Consider the following 21186-nt stretch of genomic DNA (forward strand, 5'->3'; position numbering starts at 1 on the left):
TCAAGCAACTCACCACCCGTCGTTCCTGCGAAAGCAGGAACCCAGCGTCGTTCAGCGACCGTCGAGACCCGACCGACGCCGCGGATGCGATCAATACTTGCGGTTCGGGAATTCCTTGGCCGCGACTTCTGCCGGGAACACGCTTTCTTCGGTGGTGATGCGCTTGGGCACTTCCTTGCCGGCCTTCACGTCCTTGGCGATCTGCATCAGCTGCGGTCCCAGCAGCGGGCTGCATTCGACGGTGACGTTGAGCTTGCCGGCCATCATGGCTTCGAACGCGCCCTTCACGCCGTCGATCGAGATCACCAGGATGTCCTTGCCCGGCTTCATGCCGGCCTCTTCGATCGCCTGGATGGCGCCGATGGCCATGTCGTCGTTATGCGCATAGAGCACATTGATCTTCTTGCCGTCGGCCTTCAAGAAGGCTTCCATCACTTCCTTGCCCTTGGCGCGGGTGAAGTCGCCGGTCTGCGAGCGGATGATCTTGAAGCGCGGGTCGGTCTTGATGATTTCCTCGAAACCGGCCTTGCGGTCGATCGCCGGGGCCGAGCCGACGGTGCCTTGCAGCTCGACGATATTGATGTCGCCGGCCGGCAGGGTCTTGGCCTTCTCCTGCAGCCAGCGCGCGGCGCGGCGGCCTTCTTCCACGAAGTCGGAGCCGATGAAGGTCACGTACAGCGACTTGTCGGAAACGTTGACGGCGCGGTCGGTCAGGATCACCGGGATCTTGGCGGCCTTGGCTTCACGCAGCACGGTTTCCCAGCCGGATTCGACCACCGGCGAGAAGGCGATCACGTCGACCTTTTGCGCGATGAAGGAGCGGATCGCCTTGACCTGGTTTTCCTGCTTCTGCTGCGCGTCGGCGAACTTCAGGTTCACGCCGGCCTGCTTGGCGGCGTCCTTGATCGACACGGTATTGGCGGTGCGCCATTCGCTCTCGGCGCCGACCTGCGAGAAACCCAGGGTCAACGGCTTGTCGGCGGCGAATGCGGGCAGGCCGGCGATGGTGCTGCCCAGGCCGATGCAAATGGCTGCGCCCAGAAGCGCTCTTCTCTTCGTTTTCATGTTTGTCTCCATTGGCCGGAAATCGTCGATTTCCCTGTTATGTGCAAGAAGTGCTTGCGCTGCGCCGGCGGTGCTTAGGTCTTGTTGATGTTCGGCGCGGTGCTGTCTCAAATTGCAGGAAGAATCTGTCCCGTCAATTCGCGGTCAATAGTAGAAGAGCGAAAAATATCCATCCAATGAATTTTTGAAGAAATTCGATATCGTTTCGCACATCGCTGAGCCGGCCTCACCGGCGCTGCGCAAGCGAGCAACGACGCCCCGATTTCACCCAATGCATGCTCACAGTTTTGATATCGCTTGTGTTCTTTTTTTCATTATTCCGCATCAAACCCCGGTGATAGGATCGGCGTGTTTTTTTTGAAGCACATTGCGTGAGAAGACGTGAGTGCGACCTTACGTGAGCAATCCTCTCCTTCATGCGATGGCCTTCCGCGCCACTGACACACAATGTCGTCCGGCACGCGTTGCATCCCATAACAACACAGAGCGAGACATGCCCTCCCGAGCAACCGATGCCCTCTCCGCAGGCTCCAAGACGCTGCCGGAAATCCATACCCTGACCTCCGGCCGCCAGCGGCTGCGCGTGATGCCCACGCTGGGCGGCAGCATCGCCTCCTGGGATTGGCAGCGCGACGGACGGTGGTTGCCGCTGTTTCGCCCGTGGGACGAGCAGGGCGCCAATCTCTACGCCACCGCCTGCTTTCCGCTGCTGCCCTGGTCCAATCGCATCACCGACGGCGGCTTCGAATTCAACGGCAAAAAGCACGCGGTTCGCCCCAACCGCGACGGCGAACCCTATCCCATCCACGGCGACAGCTGGCAGCAGGCCTGGAGCGTCGCGGTGCAGGCGGATGACCGCATGACGCTGGAGCTGGAGTCGGCCCATTTCGACGGCAATCCTTATGTCTACAGCGCGCGCCAGCTGCTGACGCTGCGCGAGAACTCGCTGGAGATCGAGCTGCGCGTGACCAACACCGGCGACCAGACGCTGCCCTTCGGCCTCGGCCTGCATCCCTACTTCCTGCACGACGCCAGGACGCGCCTGCAGTTCCGCTCGCGCGGGGTGTGGCTGTCCGGCGCCGACCCGATTCCCACCGGCTTCGCGCGCAAGTTGCCGCTGAGCTGGGACTACAACCGCCCGGCGCCGCTGGAAGGCCCGCTGGTGGACAACTGCTTCGAGGGCTGGGACGGCCTGGCCATGATCGAAGATCCTTCGCGCGGCCTGCGCCTGCAGATGCACACCACCGACCGCAGCGGCTACACGCTGCTGTACCGCCCACCCGGCCTGGATTATTTCTGCCTGGAGCCGGTCACGCATCCGATCGATGCCTTCCACATGCCCAATCGCCCCGGCCTGATCGACCTGGCGCCCGGTGAGGACATGGTGCTGCTGACCCGCTTCTCGGTATGCGAAACCTGAGCGCCGGCGCCACGAACAAGCAATGACGCAGGCAACACGACACAAGAACATGAACCAAGAAACACACAACGACTGCGCGCTGATCGCGCTGGACTGGGGCACTTCCTCGCTGCGCTGCTACCGCTTCGGCACGCAGGGCGAAGTGCTGGAACGCCGCAGCCATCCCTGGGGCATCATGAACCTGCCGGTGGTGGAAGTGGGCAACGATCCCGAGGCGCCGTTCCGCCTGGCGCTGCAATCGGCCTGCGGTGACTGGATGGACGCGGCGCCCGACGCGCCGCTGATCGCCGCCGGCATGGTGGGCAGCAAACAGGGCTGGCGCGAGGCGCCCTACCTGGCCATCCCGCTGGCGCCGGACCGCATCGGCCGCAAGCTCACCCAAGTGGACACCGGCGCGGGCCGCCCGCTCTACATCGTGCCGGGACTGCTGCAGGTCTCCACCCTGCCCAACGTGATGCGCGGCGAGGAAACCCAGGTCATCGGCGCACTGCGCCAGTACCGCGACGACGAACTGCTGATCGGCCTGCCCGGCACGCACTCCAAATGGGTGCGCGTATCCAACGGCCGCCTGCAGCACTTCGACACCTTCATGACCGGCGAAGTCTACGGCGCGCTGTCGACCCACACCATCCTCGGGCGCACCATGCAAAAGCCGGATGCGCCCGACGACGCCGCCTTCATGCGCGGCGCGCGCGTGGCGCAGACGCCCGAGGGGCAGGCCGGGGTGCTGTCCAACATCTTCAGCAGCCGCACGCTGGGGCTGACCGGCGAACTCGACGGCAGCGCCCAACCGGACTATCTCTCGGGCCTGTTGATCGGCCACGAGATCGCCGCGCTCAAGTCGATCAACACGCTGCACCGCCAGCGCATCGTATTGATCGGCGACGCCGGCCTGTGCCGCCGCTACCGACTGGCGCTGGAACTCTACGGCATGGGCCCGGTGAGCGTGGCCGAGCAGGCCACCGAAGCCGGCCTGTGGCTGCTGGCCCAACACGCGGGGCTGGTCAGTTAAGCCGCCGCCATCAACACTGCAAGCAAGGAATTCATGAACAGCAATCCCAAACGACTCGAAGACGCGCTCGCCGCCACCGGCATGATCGCCATCCTGCGCGGCGTGCGCAACACCGAAGCCGAGGCCATCGGCGCGGCCCTGTATGAAAGCGGTTTCCGCATCATCGAAGTGCCGCTCAACTCGCCCGAACCGCTGGTGAGCATCGCAGCGCTGCGCCGCAGCCTGCCGGCCGACTGCGTGGTCGGCGCCGGCACCGTGTTGAAACCCGAACAGGTGGAACAGGTCAAGGCCGCCGGCGGCGAACTGATCGTCATGCCGCACAGCGATGGCGCGGTGATCCGCGCGGCGCGCGCGGCCGGCATGTACTGCGCGCCCGGCGTAGCCACCGTGACCGAGGCCTTCGCCGCGCTGGACGCCGGCGCCGACGTGTTGAAGATGTTCCCGGCCGAGCAGCTCGGCCCGCAGGTGGTCAAGGCCTGGCGCGCGGTGGTGCCGCGCGACATCGCCCTGCTGCCAGTGGGCGGCATCACGCCGCAGGGCATGGCGGTGTTCCGCCAGGCCGGCGCCTCCGGCTTCGGCCTGGGCTCGGCGCTGTATTCCCCGGGCCTCTCCGCCGACGACGTGCGCCAGCGCGCGCAGGCCTTCGTCGCCGCCTGGAAAGAGCTGGCCTGAGCGCAGGCGACGCCGCACTGAACAACCGATCCACATCACTGAATATTTCCAAGAACGGACAAGCAATGAAAATCACCAAGATCAGCACCTTCATCGTTCCACCGCGCTGGTGCTTCCTGAAGATCGAAACCGACGAAGGCGTCTTCGGCTGGGGCGAGCCGGTCGTTGAAGGCCGCGCCCACAGCGTGGCGGCAGCCGTGGACGAACTGGCCGACTACCTGATCGGCAAGGATCCGCGCAACATCGAAGACCACTGGACCATCCTCTATCGCGGCGGCTTCTATCGCGGCGGCGCGATCCACATGAGCGCGCTGGCCGGCATCGACCAGGCGCTGTGGGATATCAAGGGCAAGTCGCTGGGCGTGCCGGTACACCAGCTGCTGGGCGGTGCGGTGCGCAACTCGATCCGCGTGTACTCCTGGATCGGCGGCGACCGTCCGGCCGACACTGCAGCTGCCGCCAAGAATGCGGTGGCGCGCGGCTTTACCGCAGTGAAGATGAACGGCACCGAAGAGCTGCAATTCATCGACAGCTACGACAAGATCGAACTGACACTGGCCAACGTGCAGGCGGTGCGTGAGGCGGTCGGCCCCAACGTCGGCATCGGCGTGGACTTCCACGGCCGCGTGCACAAGCCCATGGCCAAGGTGCTGATCAAGGAACTGGAACCGTACAAGCTGATGTTCATCGAGGAGCCGGTGCTGTCGGAGAACTCGGAAGCGCTGAAGGAAATCGCGCACTTGACCTCGACCCCGATCGCGCTGGGCGAACGCCTGTACTCGCGCTGGGACTTCAAGCGCATCCTCTCCGAGGGCTACGTGGACATCATCCAGCCCGACGTCTCGCACGCCGGCGGCATCACTGAAACGCGCAAGATCGCCGCCATGGCCGAGGCCTACGACGTGGCGCTGGCGCTGCACTGCCCGCTGGGTCCGATCGCGCTGGCCTCCTGCCTGCAGGTCGACGCCGGCAGCTACAACGCCTTCATCCAGGAACAGAGCCTGGGTATCCACTACAACGAAAGCAACGACCTGCTCGACTACATCCGCGACAAGAACGTGTTCGCCTATGAAGACGGCTACGTGAAAATCCCGCAAGGCCCCGGCCTGGGCATCGAGATCAACGAGGAATACGTCAAGCAGCGCGCCGAGGTTGGCCACCGCTGGCGCAACCCGATCTGGCGCCACAAGGACGGCAGCTTCGCGGAATGGTGATCCCGCGCTTGACGCATTCCCCCGCACGACAACGATCTCCTCAGTAGTGCCTCCAGCCCGGATCCGACTTTGTCGGCCGGGCTTTTTTGTTGCCGGCGCGGTGCGGCGAACGATACTGGATCCCGGCCTGCGCCGGGACCCAGTGTCGTTTCGCTGAGAGGGCAACGACAGAGGAGCGATCAATATGCATGCGTGCAAGCTTGCGCGCCACCCTCACTCATCGGCCAAAAAGATCAGTCCCATCTGAATATTCCATTTAACGGATAGCCGGAAAGCTGGCAAAGTGGCAGCCTTTCGCACTTTTCGTCAGGATTCACCATGAGCCACGGCACCGACTGCAGCAACGCTGCCCAGCCCATCCGCATTGATCGACAGCCGCCGGGCATGCGCGGCGCCACCTGGGCCACCATGGCGCAGTTCTTCGTCAATGGCGCCACCTTCGCCACCTGGGGCGTGCTGATCCCCTCGGTGAAGGAGCGCTTCGCCCTGTCGGACGCGGTGCTGTCGCTGGCCATGCTGGCCGTGGCCGGCGGCGCGCTGCTGACCATGGGGCGCTCGGGCAAGTGGATCGCCCAGGTCGGCAGCGCGCGCGGGCTGATGCTGTCCGGCATCCTGTACGCCTTCACGCTGCTGGCCATTCCGCTGGCGCCGCAGTTCTGGATGCTGGTGGCGCTGCTGCTGGTGTTCGGCACCGCGATGGCGGCCTTCGATGTAGCCATGAGCGTGCAGGCCGCGCTGGTGGAAGGCGGTCGCAGCAAACCCATCATGTCGACCCTGCATGCCATGTTCAGCATCGGCGGCATCGCCGGATCCGCGCTGGGCGCGGTGCCCGGCCTGTCGCCGTTCGCGCATGCCTGCCTGGTGGGCGCGTGCACGCTGGGCGTGGCCCTGTTCGCCAAACGCTTCATGCTGCCCGACGCGGCGCACGACGACGCGACGGCCCAGACCGACGGACACGAGGCCGGCAAGCAGGGACGACGCATGGTGCTGGTGCTGGGCGCCATCGCTTTCCTGGCGCTGGCCTGCGAAGGCGGGATGTACGACTGGGCGGCGGTCTACATGCGCGACGTCGCCATGTCGCCGGCCGCGCTGGTGAGCTACAGCTATGCGGCGTTCTCCACCGGCATGGCCACCGGCCGACTGACCGGCGACCGCATCCGCGCGCGCATCGGCGGCGTGCGCACGCTGGCTTGGAGCGCGGCCACGGGCGCGGTCGGCATCGCCTTTGCGGCGGCCGTGCCGCTGCCGTTGGCGACCATCTTCGGCCTGTTCCTCTCGGGACTGGGCATCGCCAACCTGATGCCGATCTTCTTCCTGGCGGCCGCACGCGTACCGGGGATGAGCGCGGCAGAGAGCATCGCCGCCGTGGCGCGCTTCGCCTATGTGGGCATGCTGCTGGGGCCGGTGCTGATCGGCGGCGTGGCCGAACACCTGAGCCTGCGCGTGAGCTTCGTGCTGGTGGCGCTGATCATGGCCGGCATCGCGCTGTTCGGCGGCAAGCCGGTGCGCCGCTTCATCTGATCGCCCGCTTGCTCACCTTGTTCATCCTGCTCACCTGACAGCTCAGGCGGCCTTACGCCGCTTGCCCTGCTCCTTCTCTTTTTCACGGGCCGATTCGCCGGCCCGGGCCTGTGCCATCAGCAGCTCCAGAAATGCCGCCGGCGCCGCATCCAGCGCAGCGGCGCCGCTGCGCCCGGCGGCCTTGTGGGTGACGACCAGCTCCCAGCACAACTCGACGCCGCGCAGGTTGACGCAGGCCAGCTTGCCCTTGCGACCCAGCACCACGTCGCGCGGCAGCAACGCCACGCCCAGGCCATGGCCGACCAGGTCGAGCAGGGTTTCCAGGTCGCTCACCTCGAACGCCAGCCGGCGCCGCAGGCCGGCCTCGGCAAAGCCGCGGTCGACCAGCATGCGGGTGCCCCGCCCCTGCTCGAAGTCGACGAATTCCTCCGCCGCCAGCTGCTCCAGCGTCACCGAGCGCGCCGTGGCCAGCCGGTGCCCCTGGGTGCAGGCCAGCACCAGGTCTTCGCAGGCGATGATCTCGGTCTGCAGGCCTTCGCCGCTTTCTTCAATCGGCAGGATGGCGAGGTCGAGCTGGCGCGACGACACCTTCTCGTTCAACTCGCCCGCCGCGCCCTGGCACAGCCGCACCTCGACGCCGGGATGACGGCGGTGAAAGCGCGCCAGCACAGCCGGCAGGTCGACAAAGGACGGCAGGCTCTGCACCGTGCCGATGGCGAGCCGCCCGCGTCGCAGCGCGTTGACGTCGGCAACATCGGTGGCGCCTTGCTCCAGCACGCCCAGCGCGCGCCGCGCGCTTTCCAGGAAGGCGTGGCCGGCGGCGGTCAACGCGACGTTGCGGGTGGTGCGCACGAACAGCGGCGCACCCAGCTCGTCCTCCAGCAGGCGGATCGAGCTCGACAGCGCCGACTGCACGATATGGCAGCGCTGGGCCGCGCGGGTGAAACTCTTTTCTTCCGCCACCGCGACGAATTGGCGCAATTGCCTCAGTTCCATGGGAATCCTGTCAGTTCTTATTGATCGTTGGCACAGATGGATCGCTTCTGAATTATCCATTTTACCCAGTCGGCGCCGCGCGCCAAACTGCAATGCACGAGGATCATGCGGACGCGGCGGCAGGAACTATTGCGCGTCGCAGCAACCGTATCGACATGAACTTCACCCGCGCGCGTCCCACGATTTTTCCCGCGCGATATCAGCCTGCACGGAGCCACGATGGAAAAGATGAACCGGAGAAATTTCATGCACGCCCTGCTGGGCGCCTGGACACTGGCCGCGCTGCCCGGCGCGGCCTCGGCGGCAGCCGCCTCGAGCGCGCCCGAGCACTTCATTCTGGAACGCAACGACTGGGTGCCCAACAACGAGAGGCTGCCGGTCTTGCATTACCGCAACGTGATCGCCGAGGGCGACATCGCCAAGCGGCTGGAGGAGTTATTTGCCGCCAACGGCTGGCCGCCGCAATGGCGCGATGGCGTCTACGACTATCACCACTACCATTCCACCGCGCACGAGGTGCTGGGCATCGCGGCCGGACAGGCCAGCCTGATGCTGGGCGGCCCGGGCGGGCGCACGGTCGACGTTGCCCGTGGCGATGTGGTGCTGCTGCCTGCCGGCACCGGGCATTGCCGCCTCTCGGCCAGCCGCGACTTCCTGGTGGTGGGCGCGTATCCGGCCGGACAGAAATGGGACGTCTGCACCACCGCGCCGGATGAAAAGATGCTGCAGCGTATCCGCACCCTGCCCTTCCCCGACAACGATCCGGTGCGCGGCTCATCGCCGCCGCTGGCGCAGCTTTGGCCGCGCAGCTGATCAAGCGGGCGCAACTTGCCGCGGGCAATTTGCAGGCGGCGCGGCTAGAATAGATGCCTATCGTATGGCCGCAGCTCCCGCGTGCGGCAACCAGGGGAACCAGCAAGCATGAGAAAAGTAAAGCTGCGCAGCGCCGCAGAAATCGCCCAGGCGCGCGCCGCCGGGCAACTGGCGGCGGAAGTGCTGCACATCGTGGCCGAGCACGTCAAGGCCGGCGTCACCACCGATGAGCTGGACCGCATCTGTTTTGAACACATCACCAAGGTGCAGAAGGCCAAGCCGGCCAACATCGGCTACCACGGCTTTCCCAAGACCATCTGCAGCTCGGTCAACGAAGTGATCTGCCACGGCATTCCGTCCGGCCAAGTGCTGAAGGACGGCGACATCATCAACGTCGACGTGGCCGTGATCAAGGACGGCTGGTATGGCGACTGCAGCCGCATGTACTTCGTCGGCCAGCCCAGCGCCGCCGCGAAGAAACTGGTGGAAACCACGTATGAAGCGATGTGCGCCGGCATCCGCACCGTGCGCCCCGGCGCCACGCTGGGCGATGTCGGCCACGCGATCCAGTCGGTGGCGCATCGCGACGGCTTTTCGATCGTGCGGGAATATTGCGGCCACGGCATCGGCACCACCTACCACGACGAGCCGCAGGTGCTGCACTACGGCCAGCGCGGCGCCGGCCTACCGCTGAAGGAAGGCATGATCTTCACTATCGAACCCATGCTCAACGCCGGCAAGCGCCACTCGCGCCAGCTCGACGACGGCTGGACCGTGATCACCGCCGACGGCTCGCTGTCGGCGCAATGGGAACACATGGTGGTGGTGACCGCCAGCGGCTACGAAATCCTCACCCCCTGGCCGGAGCCGTTCGGCGACTATCCGACCATCGCGCAGCGTACTTAGGCCCCTTCGCTTAAGCTCCTTTGCACCATTGTCAGAATGGCAATGACTCTGCAAACGACCACAAGAAGCCTGTGAATACAGGCTTTTTCTGTTTTTACCCTCCCACTGCTTTCCGGTACATTCATGCGTTCAAATCAAATGAACACATGTTCAGTCATAGATATACAGGGGGATAGGGATAGTGAAGCTTCGTACCAAAATCATTTGGCTGTGCGCGACCACGCTGGTGGGGATCCTGGTGATCGCGATGGTCTCGCTCAATACCTTGAAGAAGACCATGCTGGAAGAGCGCGAGGCCCAGCTCTCGCTGCTGGTGACGCTGGCCAAGGCGGCTTCGGAAAAATCCTACGCGCTGGAACAGTCCGGCAAGCTCACGCGCGAGCAGGCGCAGGCGCAGGCCAAGCTGATCATCGGCAGCTACGCCAAGGAGCAGAATTACTTCTTCGTGCGCGGCTACAGCGACGACTTCAACTACGTCCACCCCAACCCCAAGCGTGTGGGCATCCAGGACAAGACCGCCAAGGAAGACGGCGACCGCTACCGCGCCGCACTGGCCGGCAAGGAGATCGGCCTGCTGACCGCCGAGGGCACCCGTCCCAACACCACCGAGAAGGTGCTGAAACTGTATGCCGTCACCAAGTTCGCGCCCTGGGACTGGACCATCGGTTTCGGCGCTTACATTGACGACATCAACCAGGCCTTCTATCGCAATGCGCTGATCCTGTTGCTGATCGGCGCAGTGCTGATGGCCGCCATCGCCAGCATGGCGGCGTTCATGCTGCGCTCCATCCTGCGCCAGCTGGGCGGCGAACCGGCTGCTGCCGTGGGTATCGTCGAACGCATCGCCCAGGGCGACCTGTCCACCGCCATCACCCTGCGCCGCGACGACCGCCATAGCCTGCTGCGCTCCATCGAGACCATGCGCGGCAGCCTGTCGGGTATTGTGGCGGGCGTACGTAACGGCACCGACACGATCACCACCGCCTCGGCCGAGATCGCCGCCGGCAACCTCGACCTGTCCTCCCGCACCGAAGAACAGGCCAGCGCGCTGGAAGAAACCGCCTCGTCGATGGAGGAGCTGACCTCGATCGTGCGCCAGAACGCCGACAACGCGCGCCAGGCCAACCAGCTGGCGATCTCCGCCTCGGGCGTGGCGGCCGACGGCGGCCAGGTGATCGAGCAGGTGGTCGGCACCATGGCCGACATCAACAGCGCCTCGACCAAGATCGCCGACATCATCGGCGTGATCGACGGCATCGCGTTCCAGACCAACATCCTGGCGCTCAACGCCGCGGTGGAAGCCGCGCGCGCCGGCGAGCAGGGCCGCGGCTTCGCAGTGGTGGCCTCCGAAGTGCGCTCGCTGGCCCAGCGCAGCGCCACCGCTGCGCGCGAGATCAAGGCCCTGATCGAGGATTCGGTCGCCAAGGTCGACACCGGCTCGCACCTGGTCGAGGCCGCCGGCAAGACCATGCAGGAGATCGTTTCCAGCGTCAAACACGTGGCCGATGTGGTGGCCGAGATCAGCGCCGCCAGCGTGGAGCAAAGCGCCGGCATTGAAGAGGTCAACCGCGCCATCACGCAGATGGACCAGGTCACCCAACAGAACGCCGCCCTGGTGGAAGAAGCCGCGGCCGCCGCCGCTTCGATGCAGGACCAGGCGGCGCAGCTGGCCCAGCTGGTGAGCGTGTTCCAGCTGCGCGGCTGAAGCGCCGCGCCCGGTCGCTCAGCTGCTCATTGCTTCGTTGTAGTGATCGATGGAAGAATGATCCAGCCGCAGCACAAGGCCGTCGATCACGAGTGAGGGGCAGGCGCGGCACACCCGGCTGCGCCGCCTGCGCGGCGATGCGCCTGCCGCGACAGGCCAACCGCCTCGTAGTGATGCAGCGGTGTCGCCAAAGCCAGCGCCGTGCTGGCCCCAATGCAATGGCAAGTGTTGCAGTCGTCGCGGAACAGGATGATGTTCGCCAAGAAATCCCCCATGAAAAGTGAGTCACCGGCGGTGCGTACGACGGCGGCGGCAAAACGCCCGATCCGTCCACAAGATTGACCTTATCGTTCAGGCGGTTCAGAATCCCGGGCTCGTCGCACCGTTCCGACTCGGTGGCGCTGGGCTCCCGGATCTCCCCCGATGGCCTTGTCCATCTGCCCATCCCCCGAACCGACCGCGTCCGACCTGACCGCCCGTTCTTTGGTACATTGCTGTCGGATCCTTCAAGTCCGGATCGCCCCGCCGCCTCAACCGGCCCTGGCCCAGAAAGCCCGCTCCCGAGGTTCGCCCGCCTCTCACACCCCTGAGAAGCGGACCGGCTGAACCGAAACACGCCGCCGATCGGCTCCCGCCACCCGCGAAAGCCTGGACGCCGGCCTGTTTCCCTGATGGATTCGATGTTGTGCAGCGCCCCGTTTCGGAGCGTCTCTATCATCGAAGCTGCGAGACAGATCGCGCTTCTCGTTTTTGAGCCTTACTCATCATTACGTTTCTTACCTCCTGCGAAGACCATGACACATCAACTTTCCGCCGCCGAGCAACTCCTGCGTGACGCCGCCCGCGAATACCACCGCACCCCGTCGCGCGGCAAGATCGAGGTCCGCGCGACCAAGCCCCTGTCCAACCAGCGCGACCTGTCGCTGGCCTATTCGCCGGGCGTGGCCTACCCCTGCCTGGACATCGAAGCCGACCCGCTGAAGGCCTTCGACTACACCTCGCGCGGCAACCTGGTGGCCGTGGTCTCCAATGGCACCGCCGTGCTGGGCCTGGGCAACATCGGCCCGCTGGCCTCCAAGCCGGTGATGGAAGGCAAGGGCTGCCTGTTCAAGAAATTCGCCGGCGTCGACGTGTTCGACATCGAGCTGGCCGAGACCGACCCGGACAAGCTGGTCGAGATCATCGCCGCGCTGGAGCCGACCCTGGGCGGCATCAACCTGGAAGACATCAAGGCGCCCGAGTGCTTCTACATCGAGCAAAAGCTGTCGGCCCGCATGAACATCCCGGTCTTCCACGACGACCAACACGGCACCGCCATCATCTCCTCGGCCGCCCTGCTGAACGGCCTGGAGCTGGTGGGCAAGGACATCGCCAAGGTCAAGATCGCCGTCTCCGGCGCCGGCGCGGCGGCGATCGCCTGCGTGGAAGTGATGATCGGCCTGGGCGTCAAGCGCGAGAACGTCTACATGGTCGACAGCAAGGGCGTGATCTATGAAGGCCGCCCGGGCGGCCTGGACGCCTCCAAGCAGCGCTACGCCATCAAGACCGAGGCGCGCACCCTGGCCGACGTGGTCAACGGCGCCGACGTGTTCCTGGGCTGCTCGGCCCCGGGCGTGCTGACCGCCGAGATGGTCAAGACCATGGCCGACAAGCCCATCATCCTGGCGCTGGCCAACCCGGAACCGGAAATCCGCCCCGAGCTGGCCAAGTCGGTGCGTCCGGACTGCATCATCGCCACCGGCCGTTCGGACTACCCGAACCAGGTCAACAATGTGCTGTGCTTCCCGTACATCTTCCGCGGCGCGCTGGACTGCGGCGCCACCAAGATCACCGAAGCCATGAAGCTGGCCTGCGTGCGCGAGATCGCCGACCTGGCCAAGGCCGAGACCAGCGATGAAGTCAGCGCCGCCTACCCGGGCAAGGAACTGGTGTTCGGCCCCGACTACCTGATCCCGACCCCGTTCGACTCGCGCCTGATCCTGAAGATCGCCCCGGCCGTGGCCAAGGCGGCGCAGGAGTCCGGCGTGGCGACCCGCCCGATCAAGGACTTCGACGCCTACCGCGAAGAGCTGACCCGCTTCATCTACCAGACCGGCATGTTCATGCAGCCGGTGTTCAACACCGCCAAGCTGTCCCCGCAACGCGTGGTCTACGCCGACGGCGAAGACGAGCGCGTGCTGCGCGCGGTGCAGTTCGTGGCCGATGAAAAACTGGCCGCGCCGATCCTGATCGGCCGCCCGGACGCCATCGAAGCCGGCATCAAGAAGGCCGGCCTGCGCCTGAAGCTGGGCCAGAACGTGCAGTGCTTCGATCCCGCCAACGACCCGCGCGTGGCCCGGTACGCCGCGCAATACCAGGGCGCTGAAGCCGACGTGCGCGCCAGCCGCAGCCTGCTGGCCACGCTGATGGTCAAGGCCGGCGACGCCGACGCCATGCTGTGCGGCCTGGACGGCAACTACGACGGCCACCTGGCCCACGTGCAGAACGTGATCGGCCTGAAGGACGGCGCGCAGGAATTCGCCGCCCTGAACGCCGTGCTGCTGCCGGAACAGACCCTGTTCATCACCGACACCTACGTCAACGACACCCCGGACGCCGAGCAACTGGCGCGCATCGCGCTGGCCGCGGCCGAGGAAGTGGCGCGCTTCGGCGTGCCGCCGAAGGTGGCCTTCCTGTCGCACTCCAACCACGGCAGCTCGTCGCGTCCGTCGGCGCGCAAGATGGCCGAGGCGCACCAGCACTTCAAGAAGCTGGCGCCGCAGATCGAGTCCGAAGGTGAGCTGCACGGCGACGCCGCGCTGTCTGAGGCCATCCGCGCCAAGGTCGGCCTGGGCGACAGCGGCCTGACCGGCTCGGCCAACGTGCTGGTCTGCCCCAATCTGGACGCCGCGAACATCCTGTTCAACGTGCTCAAGACCAGCGGCGGCCAAGGCACCACCATCGGCCCGATCCTGCTGGGCGCAGCCGCGCCGGTGCACGTGCTGACCCCGTCGAGCACTGTACGTCGCGTGATCAACATGACCGCACTGGCGGCCGCCAAGGCCACCGACGCGGGCAAGCGCAACGCCTGAGCCTGACGGTCTGCCTGCAGCCGGCCCGCCTTTGGGTCGGTTGCGGGACCTGCAACACCCCTTCTGCTCTACCTAAACGTCTGATTTCCCTGAAGTTTTTTCCTTTCCGGCAATTTTCCCCGGGAATTTGGACGTTTTCTCAGGCGCGCGCAGATCCCCCGCCTTGAAAAATCCAACCTCCATCCCTATACTTAGCACTCGTCACGGGAGAGTGCTAACAACCCGCCGTGGCTGAATCCCCCTTTTTCATGCGGTGAGGTTTGCTGCATTTGGAAGAAAAACCATTGCAGCCATCGCCGCAATCAAGACTAACTTATTGAAAACTAAGGAGTTCTCATGAATCTTCGCCCTTTGCACGATCGCGTTATCGTCAAGCGCCTCGACCAGGAAACCAAGACCGCTTCCGGTATCGTTCTGCCTGACGCAGCGACCGAAAAGCCGGACCAAGGCGAAGTCCTGGCCGTCGGCAATGGCAAGATCCTGGATGACGGCAAGGTCCGTCCGCTGTCCGTGAAGATCGGCGACCGCGTTCTGTTCGGCAAGTACTCCGGCCAGGCTGTGAAGATCGATGGCCAGGAACTGCTGGTCATGCGCGAAGAAGACCTGTTCGCCGTCGTCGAGAAGTAATTCGGCAAGCGGCCTTTGATCAGGCCGCCGGCAGCACGACATCGCGCCGAGGCGGCTCAAGCCGGCCCGGCGCCACGAATTCAACCGAATTTCTGGAGAATCCAACATGGCAGCAAAGCAAGTTATTTTCGGCGATGAAGCACGCGCCAAGATCGTCAACGGCGTCAACATCCTGGCCAACGCGGTCAAGGTGACCCTGGGCCCCAAGGGCCGCAACGTTGTGCTGGAGCGCAGCTTCGGCGCCCCGACCGTGACCAAGGACGGCGTGTCCGTGGCCAAGGAAATCGAACTGAAGGACAAGCTGGAAAACATGGGTGCCCAGCTGGTCAAGGAAGTTGCTTCCAAGACCTCCGACAACGCCGGTGACGGCACCACCACCGCGACCGTGCTGGCACAAGCCATCGTGCGCGAAGGCTTCAAGTACGTGGCCGCCGGTTTCAACCCGACCGACCTGAAGCGCGGCATCGACAAGGCTGTCTCCGCCATCGTCGGCGAAGTCAAGAACCTGTCCAAGCCCACCACCACCTCCAAGGAAATCGCTCAAGTCGGCTCGATCTCGGCCAACTCCGACGCTGATATCGGCGCCATCATCGCCCAAGCCATGGACAAGGTCGGCAAAGAAGGCGTGATCACCGTGGAAGACGGCAAGTCGCTGGAAAACGAACTGGAAATCGTGGAAGGCATGCAGTTCGACCGCGGCTACCTGTCGCCGTACTTCATCAACAACCAGGAAAAGCAGATCGTCGCTCTGGACAATCCGTTCATCCTGCTGTTCGACAAGAAGATCTCGAACATCCGTGATCTGCTGCCGGTGCTGGAACAAGTCGCCAAGGCTGGCCGTCCGCTGCTGATCGTGGCTGAAGACGTCGAAGGCGAAGCGCTGGCCACCCTGGTGGTCAACAACATCCGCGGCATCCTGAAGACCGCCGCCGTGAAGGCTCCTGGCTTCGGCGACCGCCGCAAGGCCATGCTGGAAGACATCGCCATCCTGACCGGCGGCCAAGTGATCGCCGAAGAAGTCGGCCTGACCCTGGAAAAGGCCGGTCTGGCTGAACTGGGCCAAGCCAAGCGCGTGGAAATCGGCAAGGAAAACACCACCATCATCGACGGCGCCGGCGAAGCCGTGACCATCGAAGCGCGCGTCAAGCAGATCCGTGCCCAGATCGAAGAAGCGACCTCCGACTACGACCGTGAAAAGCTGCAAGAACGCGTGGCCAAGCTGGCCGGCGGCGTTGCGCTGATCAAGGTTGGCGCTGCCACCGAAGTCGAAATGAAGGAAAAGAAGGCCCGCGTGGAAGATGCACTGCACGCTACCCGCGCCGCTGTTGAAGAAGGCGTCGTGCCTGGCGGCGGCGTTGCCCTGCTGCGCGCTCGCGCCAACGTCAAGGACCTGAAGGGCGACAACCCGGATCAGGAAGCCGGCATCAAGATCGTGCTGCGCGCGATCGAAGAGCCGCTGCGCCAGATCGTCTTCAACGCCGGCGACGAACCGTCGGTGGTGGTGAACAAGGTCCTGGAAGGCACCGGCAACTTCGGCTACAACGCCTCCAACGGCACCTACGGTGACCTGGTGGAACTGGGCGTGCTGGATCCAGCCAAGGTGACCCGTTCGGCCCTGCAGAACGCCGCTTCCGTGGCCTCGCTGATCCTGACCACCGACGCACTGGTGGCAGAAGTGGCTGACGACAAGCCGGCCGGCATGCCTGGCGGCATGGGTGGTATGGGCGGCATGGGCGGCATGGGCGGTATGGACGGCATGATGTAATTTGCCTTCCGGCCTGCCGGCCCCGGTTTGTTGGGGCTGCCAACCGAAAAGAAAAACCCGCGCCGGGAAACCGGCGCGGGTTTTTCTTTGGGCGCCGGCAGTCCAGCGCCCGAGCTCACAAGAGTGATCCCCATTCAAGGAGCCGCTATAGGCGCGCCGCCGCCACCCAATATGTCGCTGGCAGCCGCAAAGGTAATGAAAGATGTCGCCGTGCGCGGCCGCAACATTGCATTACAAATCAGGACGAAAAAAATCCGCCGTCACGGCGGATTGCACGGGAAGTCCAAGGCGGCGTCAGCGCCGACGCGCCTCCAGCCATTCGAACACGCCCATGCCGGCCAGCATCGCCAGCACGAAGCCCAGCGCCTTGGCCTCCCCCATCCCCAGCGCCACCAGCGCCGGCCCCGGGCAAAAGCCGGCCGCGCCCCAGCCGATGCCGAACAGCGCGCTGCCCAGCAACAGGCGCGGCGTGATGCCGGCCGCTCGCGGCAACTGCATAGCCAGTCCCAGCAGCGACACGCTGCGGCGACGCGCCAGTGCGAACGCCGCGACGCCCACGCCGATGGCGCCGGCCATCACAAAGGCCAGCGAGGGATCCCATACCCCGGCCAGATCCAGAAAACCCAGCACCTTGGCCGGATCGGCCATGCCGGAGAGCATCAGGCCCAGCCCGAACAGCAGACCGGCGATGAAGGAAATGATCGATGCGCGCACGCTCATCTCAGCCTCCCAGCACATGGCGCAGCACGAACACCGTCGCGAAACCGGCCGCCATGAAGGTGGCGGTGGCAACGATCGAACGCCATGCGCCGCGCGAGATGCCGCAGACGCCATGGCCGCTGGTGCAGCCGCCGGCGTAACGCGTGCCCAGCCCGACCAGGAAACCGGCCGCGATCACCGCCGGCCAGCCGGCGTCGATATGCAAGGCCATGCGCCATCCCCACAGCGATGCCAGCAGCGGCGCCGCCACCAGGCCGGCGATGAAGGCGGCGCGCCAGCCGCGCTCACCGGGGGCCGCGCGCAGCAAGCCGCCGACGATGCCGCTGATGCCGGCGATGCGGCCGTTGAACAGGATCATGATGGCGGCCGCCAGGCCGATGGCAATGCCGCCGGCCAGCGCGGGCCAGGGCGCGAAATGGGTCCAGTCGATGTGCATGGGAAATTCCGGTTCGGGTGGAAGCGCCATTATAGAAAGCGCGGCCCCAAACCAGAACGCCCGCATCCGGGAAGAATGCGGGCGTTGCAGGCCGGCCGGGGAAGGCGCGGCCTGCGGGTACTACAGGGGAAACGTGTTACGCAGGGCGGCGATGCTGCCGGCCGCCCTGTGTCGCGTCATGCGCGGCGTTGATCCATTCGAGCGATCAGAACGAGTGGATGATGCCGGCGTTGACGGCGTTCTGGCTGCTGTCCGAACCAGGAGCCTGGCCGTTGGTCACGCCCGGGTTGTAGGTGTCGGACGCGCGCAGATTGCGGTAGATCGCGTACAGGCTGGTGCGCTTGGACAGGGCGTACTTGGCGCCCAGGTTCAGTTGCAGCAGGTGGCCGTTGGAGGCGCCCACGAAGGTGGCCTTGGTGTACTGCACTGCGCCCAGCAGGGACAGGGCCGGGGTCAGGCCGTAGTTCACGCCGACGTCGAAGATGTCGTTCTTCTCGTTGTTCACGCCGCCGACCAGGAATTGGCCGGTGGTGTCAGCCGAGTAGCTGGCAGCCGACGCTGCGGAGAACGAGGAGGATGCGCCGGCGGTGGCCAGCGGCAGCTTCACGCGCGACCAGGAGCCGTACAGCTTGGCCGGGCCGAACTGGTACGAAGTCGCCAGGGTCCAGGTCTTCAGGCAGGTGTCGCCGGCCGAGCCGGTGGCGTTGGTGCACGAAGTGGCGTTGGTCGAAGCGACGTCGCTGGCGCCCGAGGTGCCGCCCTTCTTGGCCTGGAAGTAGGACACGCCGACGTTGAACGGACCGTTCGAGTAGGCGCCGCCGATGCCGAAGGACTGGCCGGCGGTGTTGGCGCCGGCTTGTTCGCCGAAGCCGTAGATCAGGCTGCCGTAGAAGCCGTTGTAGTTGTTGGTGTTGTAGCGGATCGAGTTGTTGACGCGTTCGCCGTTGGTGCGGTCCAGGTCACGTGCGTGCACCTGGCTGACCATGCCGCCGAAGTCGTTGATCGAGGTGAAGGCCGCGATATCGTCGGTGAAGTCCTTCTGACGACCCAGCAGCACGGTGCCGAAACCGCCCGACAGACCGACGGTGGAGGTACGGCCCCACAGGGTGCCGCCCTGGGCGGCAGCGCCGCTATCCAGGTTGAAACCGTTTTCCAGGTTGAACAGCGCCTTCATGCCGCCGCCCAGGTCTTCGCTGCCCTTGAAGCCGATGCGCGAACCCTTGATCGCACCGGAGTCGACGCCCATGCGGTTGCCGTTGCCGGTACCGGTGGTCGCCACCTTGCTGTTGTACGACAGGCTGGCGTCGATGATGCCGTAGATGGTGACCGAGCTTTGCGCGTGCGCCACGCCGGCGAAGGCGCCGAGCACTGCCAGTGCCAAGAGGGACTTTTTCATGAAGAACTCCAAAGTTGTTGAATTGCTGTTTGATTGTTGGCGGTTCGCTTGCCTATCCAGACCCATCGCCCCGCCCAAGCTTCCAGAGAGAAACATCAAGAAGACTTAATTTATTTAATCAAAATTTATTTTCACAAACAATTTAACTTTTTAATTTTTCCATTTAAAGACAGTTTATGTCTCTTTATTACAACTACAAATTAGAACTTAGAAAGCAATAAAAAATGCCGGCTCGCGATTTTCTGCGCACTGTTTGAAGCAACAACGATGCATATAAACAACACATTGTTGCTCCAACACGCATAGATCACGGCCGGCAAAAAATCCGCAACGTGACTCCGGCAGAACAAAGAAGACCGGAGGCGCCGCGGACGGACAAGCCTGTACTGGGGACATCTCTCACATGAACACCCGGCCCCGGACCGTGCGCGGCGAACCGCACGCGGCCGCCACAGGCTAGCCACTAGGAGCTGATGGCGACGGGCGCGAGCCCTCGCTTGTGCGTACGACTGACTACCGAGGAGGCGCAAGCACGGCCAGACGGCCGACCGCGCGGCTCAATAGTGGAAGCGACACTGGTGCACCACGATGCGGTCGCGCAAGCGCTCGAACACCAGCCTGTGCTCGGCCGTCAGGCGCACCGCGCACAGGCCCTGCAGGCGCAGCGGCAAGCTGGAAACCTGCTGCGGCGGCAGGCTGTCGCCGTCGCGCAGGCGCCGCAACAGGCGCGCGATGCGGCGCGCCAGGTCGCTGTCCTGGCGGCGCCAAAAGGCGAAGTCTTCCTGCGCCATCGGCGTCATGAACAGTTTCATTCGACCTCCGGCTGCGACAGGAACTCGGTGCGCAATTGCTGCAGGCTGCGCACCAGGCGGTCGGCGTTGACGTCGGTGGCGAACAGGTGAGCCGCGTCTTGCAGCGAGCGCCATACCGATTCCTTGACGATCACCAGGTTTTCACCGCTGTCGCGGGTGACGACCACTTCGTCGATATCGGCCAGCTCGAGGATGTCGGTGAGCTGGTCGCTTAGTTGATTGGCGTTGAAGGAGTACATGGTTCCTCTTATTGTTTTTTGCGATGCACGGGTAGCGGCGTGGCCCGCTCCGTGCTCAGGCAGGCGGGCAGGCGCCGGCCCGGCCGGCGCGCCGGCGAGAGCGATCAGGCGCCCTGGTAGAGGCCCTGCGGATCGGGATGCTTCTGGTACTCGACCAGCTCGGCTTGCACCTGGGCGCGGGTCTTGGTGGAGACGAAGACAGGCTCCTTGGGGAAGTCGGCGTCACCCACCGGCATCAGGCCGGCGGCGCGCGCCTGCTTCAGTTCTTCGATGACCTGGGCGCGGGTCTTGGTGGAGACGAAGGCCGGCAGCTTGGGATAGTCGGCATCGCCCACCGGCATCAGGCCGGCGGCGCGCGCCTGCTTCAGTTCTTCGATGACCTGGGCGCGGGTCTTGCCGGGAGCGTTGACGGATTGGGCGTAGGTTTCTGCGGTCACCGCGCTGCTTGTGACAGCCAGGGCGAGGGCAATGAGGAGATGACGGGTGTTCATGATGGACTTTCTTACGGTGCTGCGAATGCAAATTTTGACTGGTCGGCGCCCGGCTGCATTTGCATGGAAACGGCATCAGGCGCTGGTAGCCGCGGAAGAACTGATGTGTCTTTCGGGCCGCAGATGAACTTTAATCTTTACGAAAACATAGAAAAATAACGACACCCGCAAGTGATAATTTCCAAAAGGGGAATAATCAGGGTATTGACGCGCTTTGCTCGCGTTTTTTGAAAAGCAGAGACCGTTGCGCAGGAACGGACGTTCATGCGTGAGGAGAAATGCGCAGGGAAATGGCCAAGCCGGAC

At 64.7% G+C, this 21186-nt stretch carries 19 protein-coding genes; 11 read left to right on the forward strand and 8 right to left on the reverse strand.

Going from position 1 to position 21186, the window contains the following annotated elements; genetic code table 11:
• Window positions 1-90 precede the first annotated feature (90 nt).
• Complete coding sequence (locus J8I26_RS11340; RefSeq protein ID WP_209607203.1) at window positions 91-1065, reverse strand: ABC transporter substrate-binding protein; 975 nt, start codon at window positions 1063-1065, stop codon at window positions 91-93.
• 493 nt (window positions 1066-1558) lie between these two features.
• On the opposite strand from J8I26_RS11340, the gene J8I26_RS11345 reads away from it, so the two are divergent.
• The 5 genes from J8I26_RS11345 (at window position 1559) to J8I26_RS11365 (ending at window position 6904) form a co-directional block, all read left to right on the forward strand.
• Window positions 1559-2485 carry an aldose 1-epimerase gene (locus J8I26_RS11345; RefSeq protein ID WP_209607205.1) on the forward strand — a complete coding sequence of 309 codons (927 nt, stop codon included), beginning with the start codon at window positions 1559-1561 and terminating at the stop codon, window positions 2483-2485.
• A 49-nt stretch (window positions 2486-2534) separates the two neighbouring features.
• The gene (locus J8I26_RS11350) at window positions 2535-3497 is read left to right on the forward strand and encodes a 2-dehydro-3-deoxygalactonokinase (protein WP_209607207.1); all 963 of its coding nucleotides are present in this window, start codon (window positions 2535-2537) and stop codon (window positions 3495-3497) included.
• A gap of 33 nt (window positions 3498-3530) precedes the next feature.
• Window positions 3531-4169 carry a 2-dehydro-3-deoxy-6-phosphogalactonate aldolase gene (locus J8I26_RS11355; RefSeq protein ID WP_209607208.1) on the forward strand — a complete coding sequence of 213 codons (639 nt, stop codon included), beginning with the start codon at window positions 3531-3533 and terminating at the stop codon, window positions 4167-4169.
• 65 nt (window positions 4170-4234) lie between these two features.
• Entirely contained in the window at window positions 4235-5383 is a 1149-nt protein-coding gene (dgoD, locus tag J8I26_RS11360) for a galactonate dehydratase (RefSeq protein ID WP_209607211.1), read from the forward strand.
• A gap of 318 nt (window positions 5384-5701) precedes the next feature.
• Window positions 5702-6904 carry an MFS transporter gene (locus J8I26_RS11365; RefSeq protein WP_209607213.1) on the forward strand — a complete coding sequence of 401 codons (1203 nt, stop codon included), beginning with the start codon at window positions 5702-5704 and terminating at the stop codon, window positions 6902-6904.
• Window positions 6905-6946: 42 nt separating this feature from the next.
• On the opposite strand, the gene J8I26_RS11370 is transcribed toward J8I26_RS11365, so the two are convergent.
• Window positions 6947-7900, reverse strand: coding sequence for a LysR substrate-binding domain-containing protein (locus tag J8I26_RS11370; protein WP_209607215.1), 954 nt, complete (start codon window positions 7898-7900; stop codon window positions 6947-6949).
• Window positions 7901-8119: 219 nt separating this feature from the next.
• Here J8I26_RS11370 and J8I26_RS11375 point away from each other — a divergent pair, with 219 nt between their 5' ends.
• From J8I26_RS11375 to groL, 6 genes are all read left to right on the forward strand, one after another.
• Window positions 8120-8713 carry a cupin gene (locus J8I26_RS11375; RefSeq protein ID WP_209607217.1) on the forward strand — a complete coding sequence of 198 codons (594 nt, stop codon included), beginning with the start codon at window positions 8120-8122 and terminating at the stop codon, window positions 8711-8713.
• Between the two features lie 108 nt (window positions 8714-8821).
• Entirely contained in the window at window positions 8822-9619 is a 798-nt protein-coding gene (map, locus tag J8I26_RS11380) for a type I methionyl aminopeptidase (protein ID WP_209607219.1), read from the forward strand.
• 181 nt (window positions 9620-9800) lie between these two features.
• Window positions 9801-11324: a methyl-accepting chemotaxis protein gene (locus J8I26_RS11385; protein ID WP_209607221.1), complete on the forward strand. Its 1524-nt coding sequence runs from the start codon at window positions 9801-9803 to the stop codon at window positions 11322-11324.
• Between the two features lie 794 nt (window positions 11325-12118).
• On the forward strand, window positions 12119-14395 hold the full coding sequence (locus J8I26_RS11390) for an NADP-dependent malic enzyme (RefSeq protein WP_209607222.1): 2277 nt from the start codon (window positions 12119-12121) through the stop codon (window positions 14393-14395).
• A 336-nt stretch (window positions 14396-14731) separates the two neighbouring features.
• A complete protein-coding gene (gene groES / locus J8I26_RS11395) occupies window positions 14732-15022 on the forward strand; it encodes a co-chaperone GroES (protein ID WP_209607223.1) in 291 nt (96 codons plus the stop codon).
• A 106-nt stretch (window positions 15023-15128) separates the two neighbouring features.
• Window positions 15129-16787, forward strand: a complete 1659-nt coding sequence (gene groL / locus J8I26_RS11400; RefSeq protein ID WP_209607224.1) for a chaperonin GroEL — start codon at window positions 15129-15131, stop codon at window positions 16785-16787.
• Window positions 16788-17081: 294 nt separating this feature from the next.
• On the opposite strand, the gene J8I26_RS11405 is transcribed toward groL, so the two are convergent.
• The 6 genes from J8I26_RS11405 to J8I26_RS11430 form a co-directional block, all read right to left on the reverse strand.
• Window positions 17082-17507, reverse strand: a complete 426-nt coding sequence (locus J8I26_RS11405) for a DUF6691 family protein (protein WP_209607225.1) — start codon at window positions 17505-17507, stop codon at window positions 17082-17084.
• Window position 17508: 1 nt separating this feature from the next.
• Window positions 17509-17943: a YeeE/YedE family protein gene (locus tag J8I26_RS11410; RefSeq protein ID WP_209607226.1), complete on the reverse strand. Its 435-nt coding sequence runs from the start codon at window positions 17941-17943 to the stop codon at window positions 17509-17511.
• 205 nt (window positions 17944-18148) lie between these two features.
• The gene (locus tag J8I26_RS11415) at window positions 18149-19339 is read right to left on the reverse strand and encodes a porin (protein ID WP_209607227.1); all 1191 of its coding nucleotides are present in this window, start codon (window positions 19337-19339) and stop codon (window positions 18149-18151) included.
• Window positions 19340-19896: 557 nt separating this feature from the next.
• The gene (locus J8I26_RS11420) at window positions 19897-20151 is read right to left on the reverse strand and encodes a type II toxin-antitoxin system YoeB family toxin (RefSeq protein ID WP_209607228.1); all 255 of its coding nucleotides are present in this window, start codon (window positions 20149-20151) and stop codon (window positions 19897-19899) included.
• The gene (locus tag J8I26_RS11425) at window positions 20148-20390 is read right to left on the reverse strand and encodes a type II toxin-antitoxin system Phd/YefM family antitoxin (protein ID WP_209607229.1); all 243 of its coding nucleotides are present in this window, start codon (window positions 20388-20390) and stop codon (window positions 20148-20150) included. The genes J8I26_RS11420 and J8I26_RS11425 overlap by 4 nt, the downstream gene beginning before the upstream one ends.
• Before the next feature lie 104 nt (window positions 20391-20494).
• On the reverse strand, window positions 20495-20881 hold the full coding sequence (locus tag J8I26_RS11430; RefSeq protein WP_209607230.1) for a DUF4148 domain-containing protein: 387 nt from the start codon (window positions 20879-20881) through the stop codon (window positions 20495-20497).
• Window positions 20882-21186: the final 305 nt, after the last annotated feature.

The organism is Herbaspirillum sp. LeCh32-8, assembly GCF_017814915.1.
Taxonomy (GTDB): Bacteria; Pseudomonadota; Gammaproteobacteria; order Burkholderiales; family Burkholderiaceae_D; genus Herbaspirillum.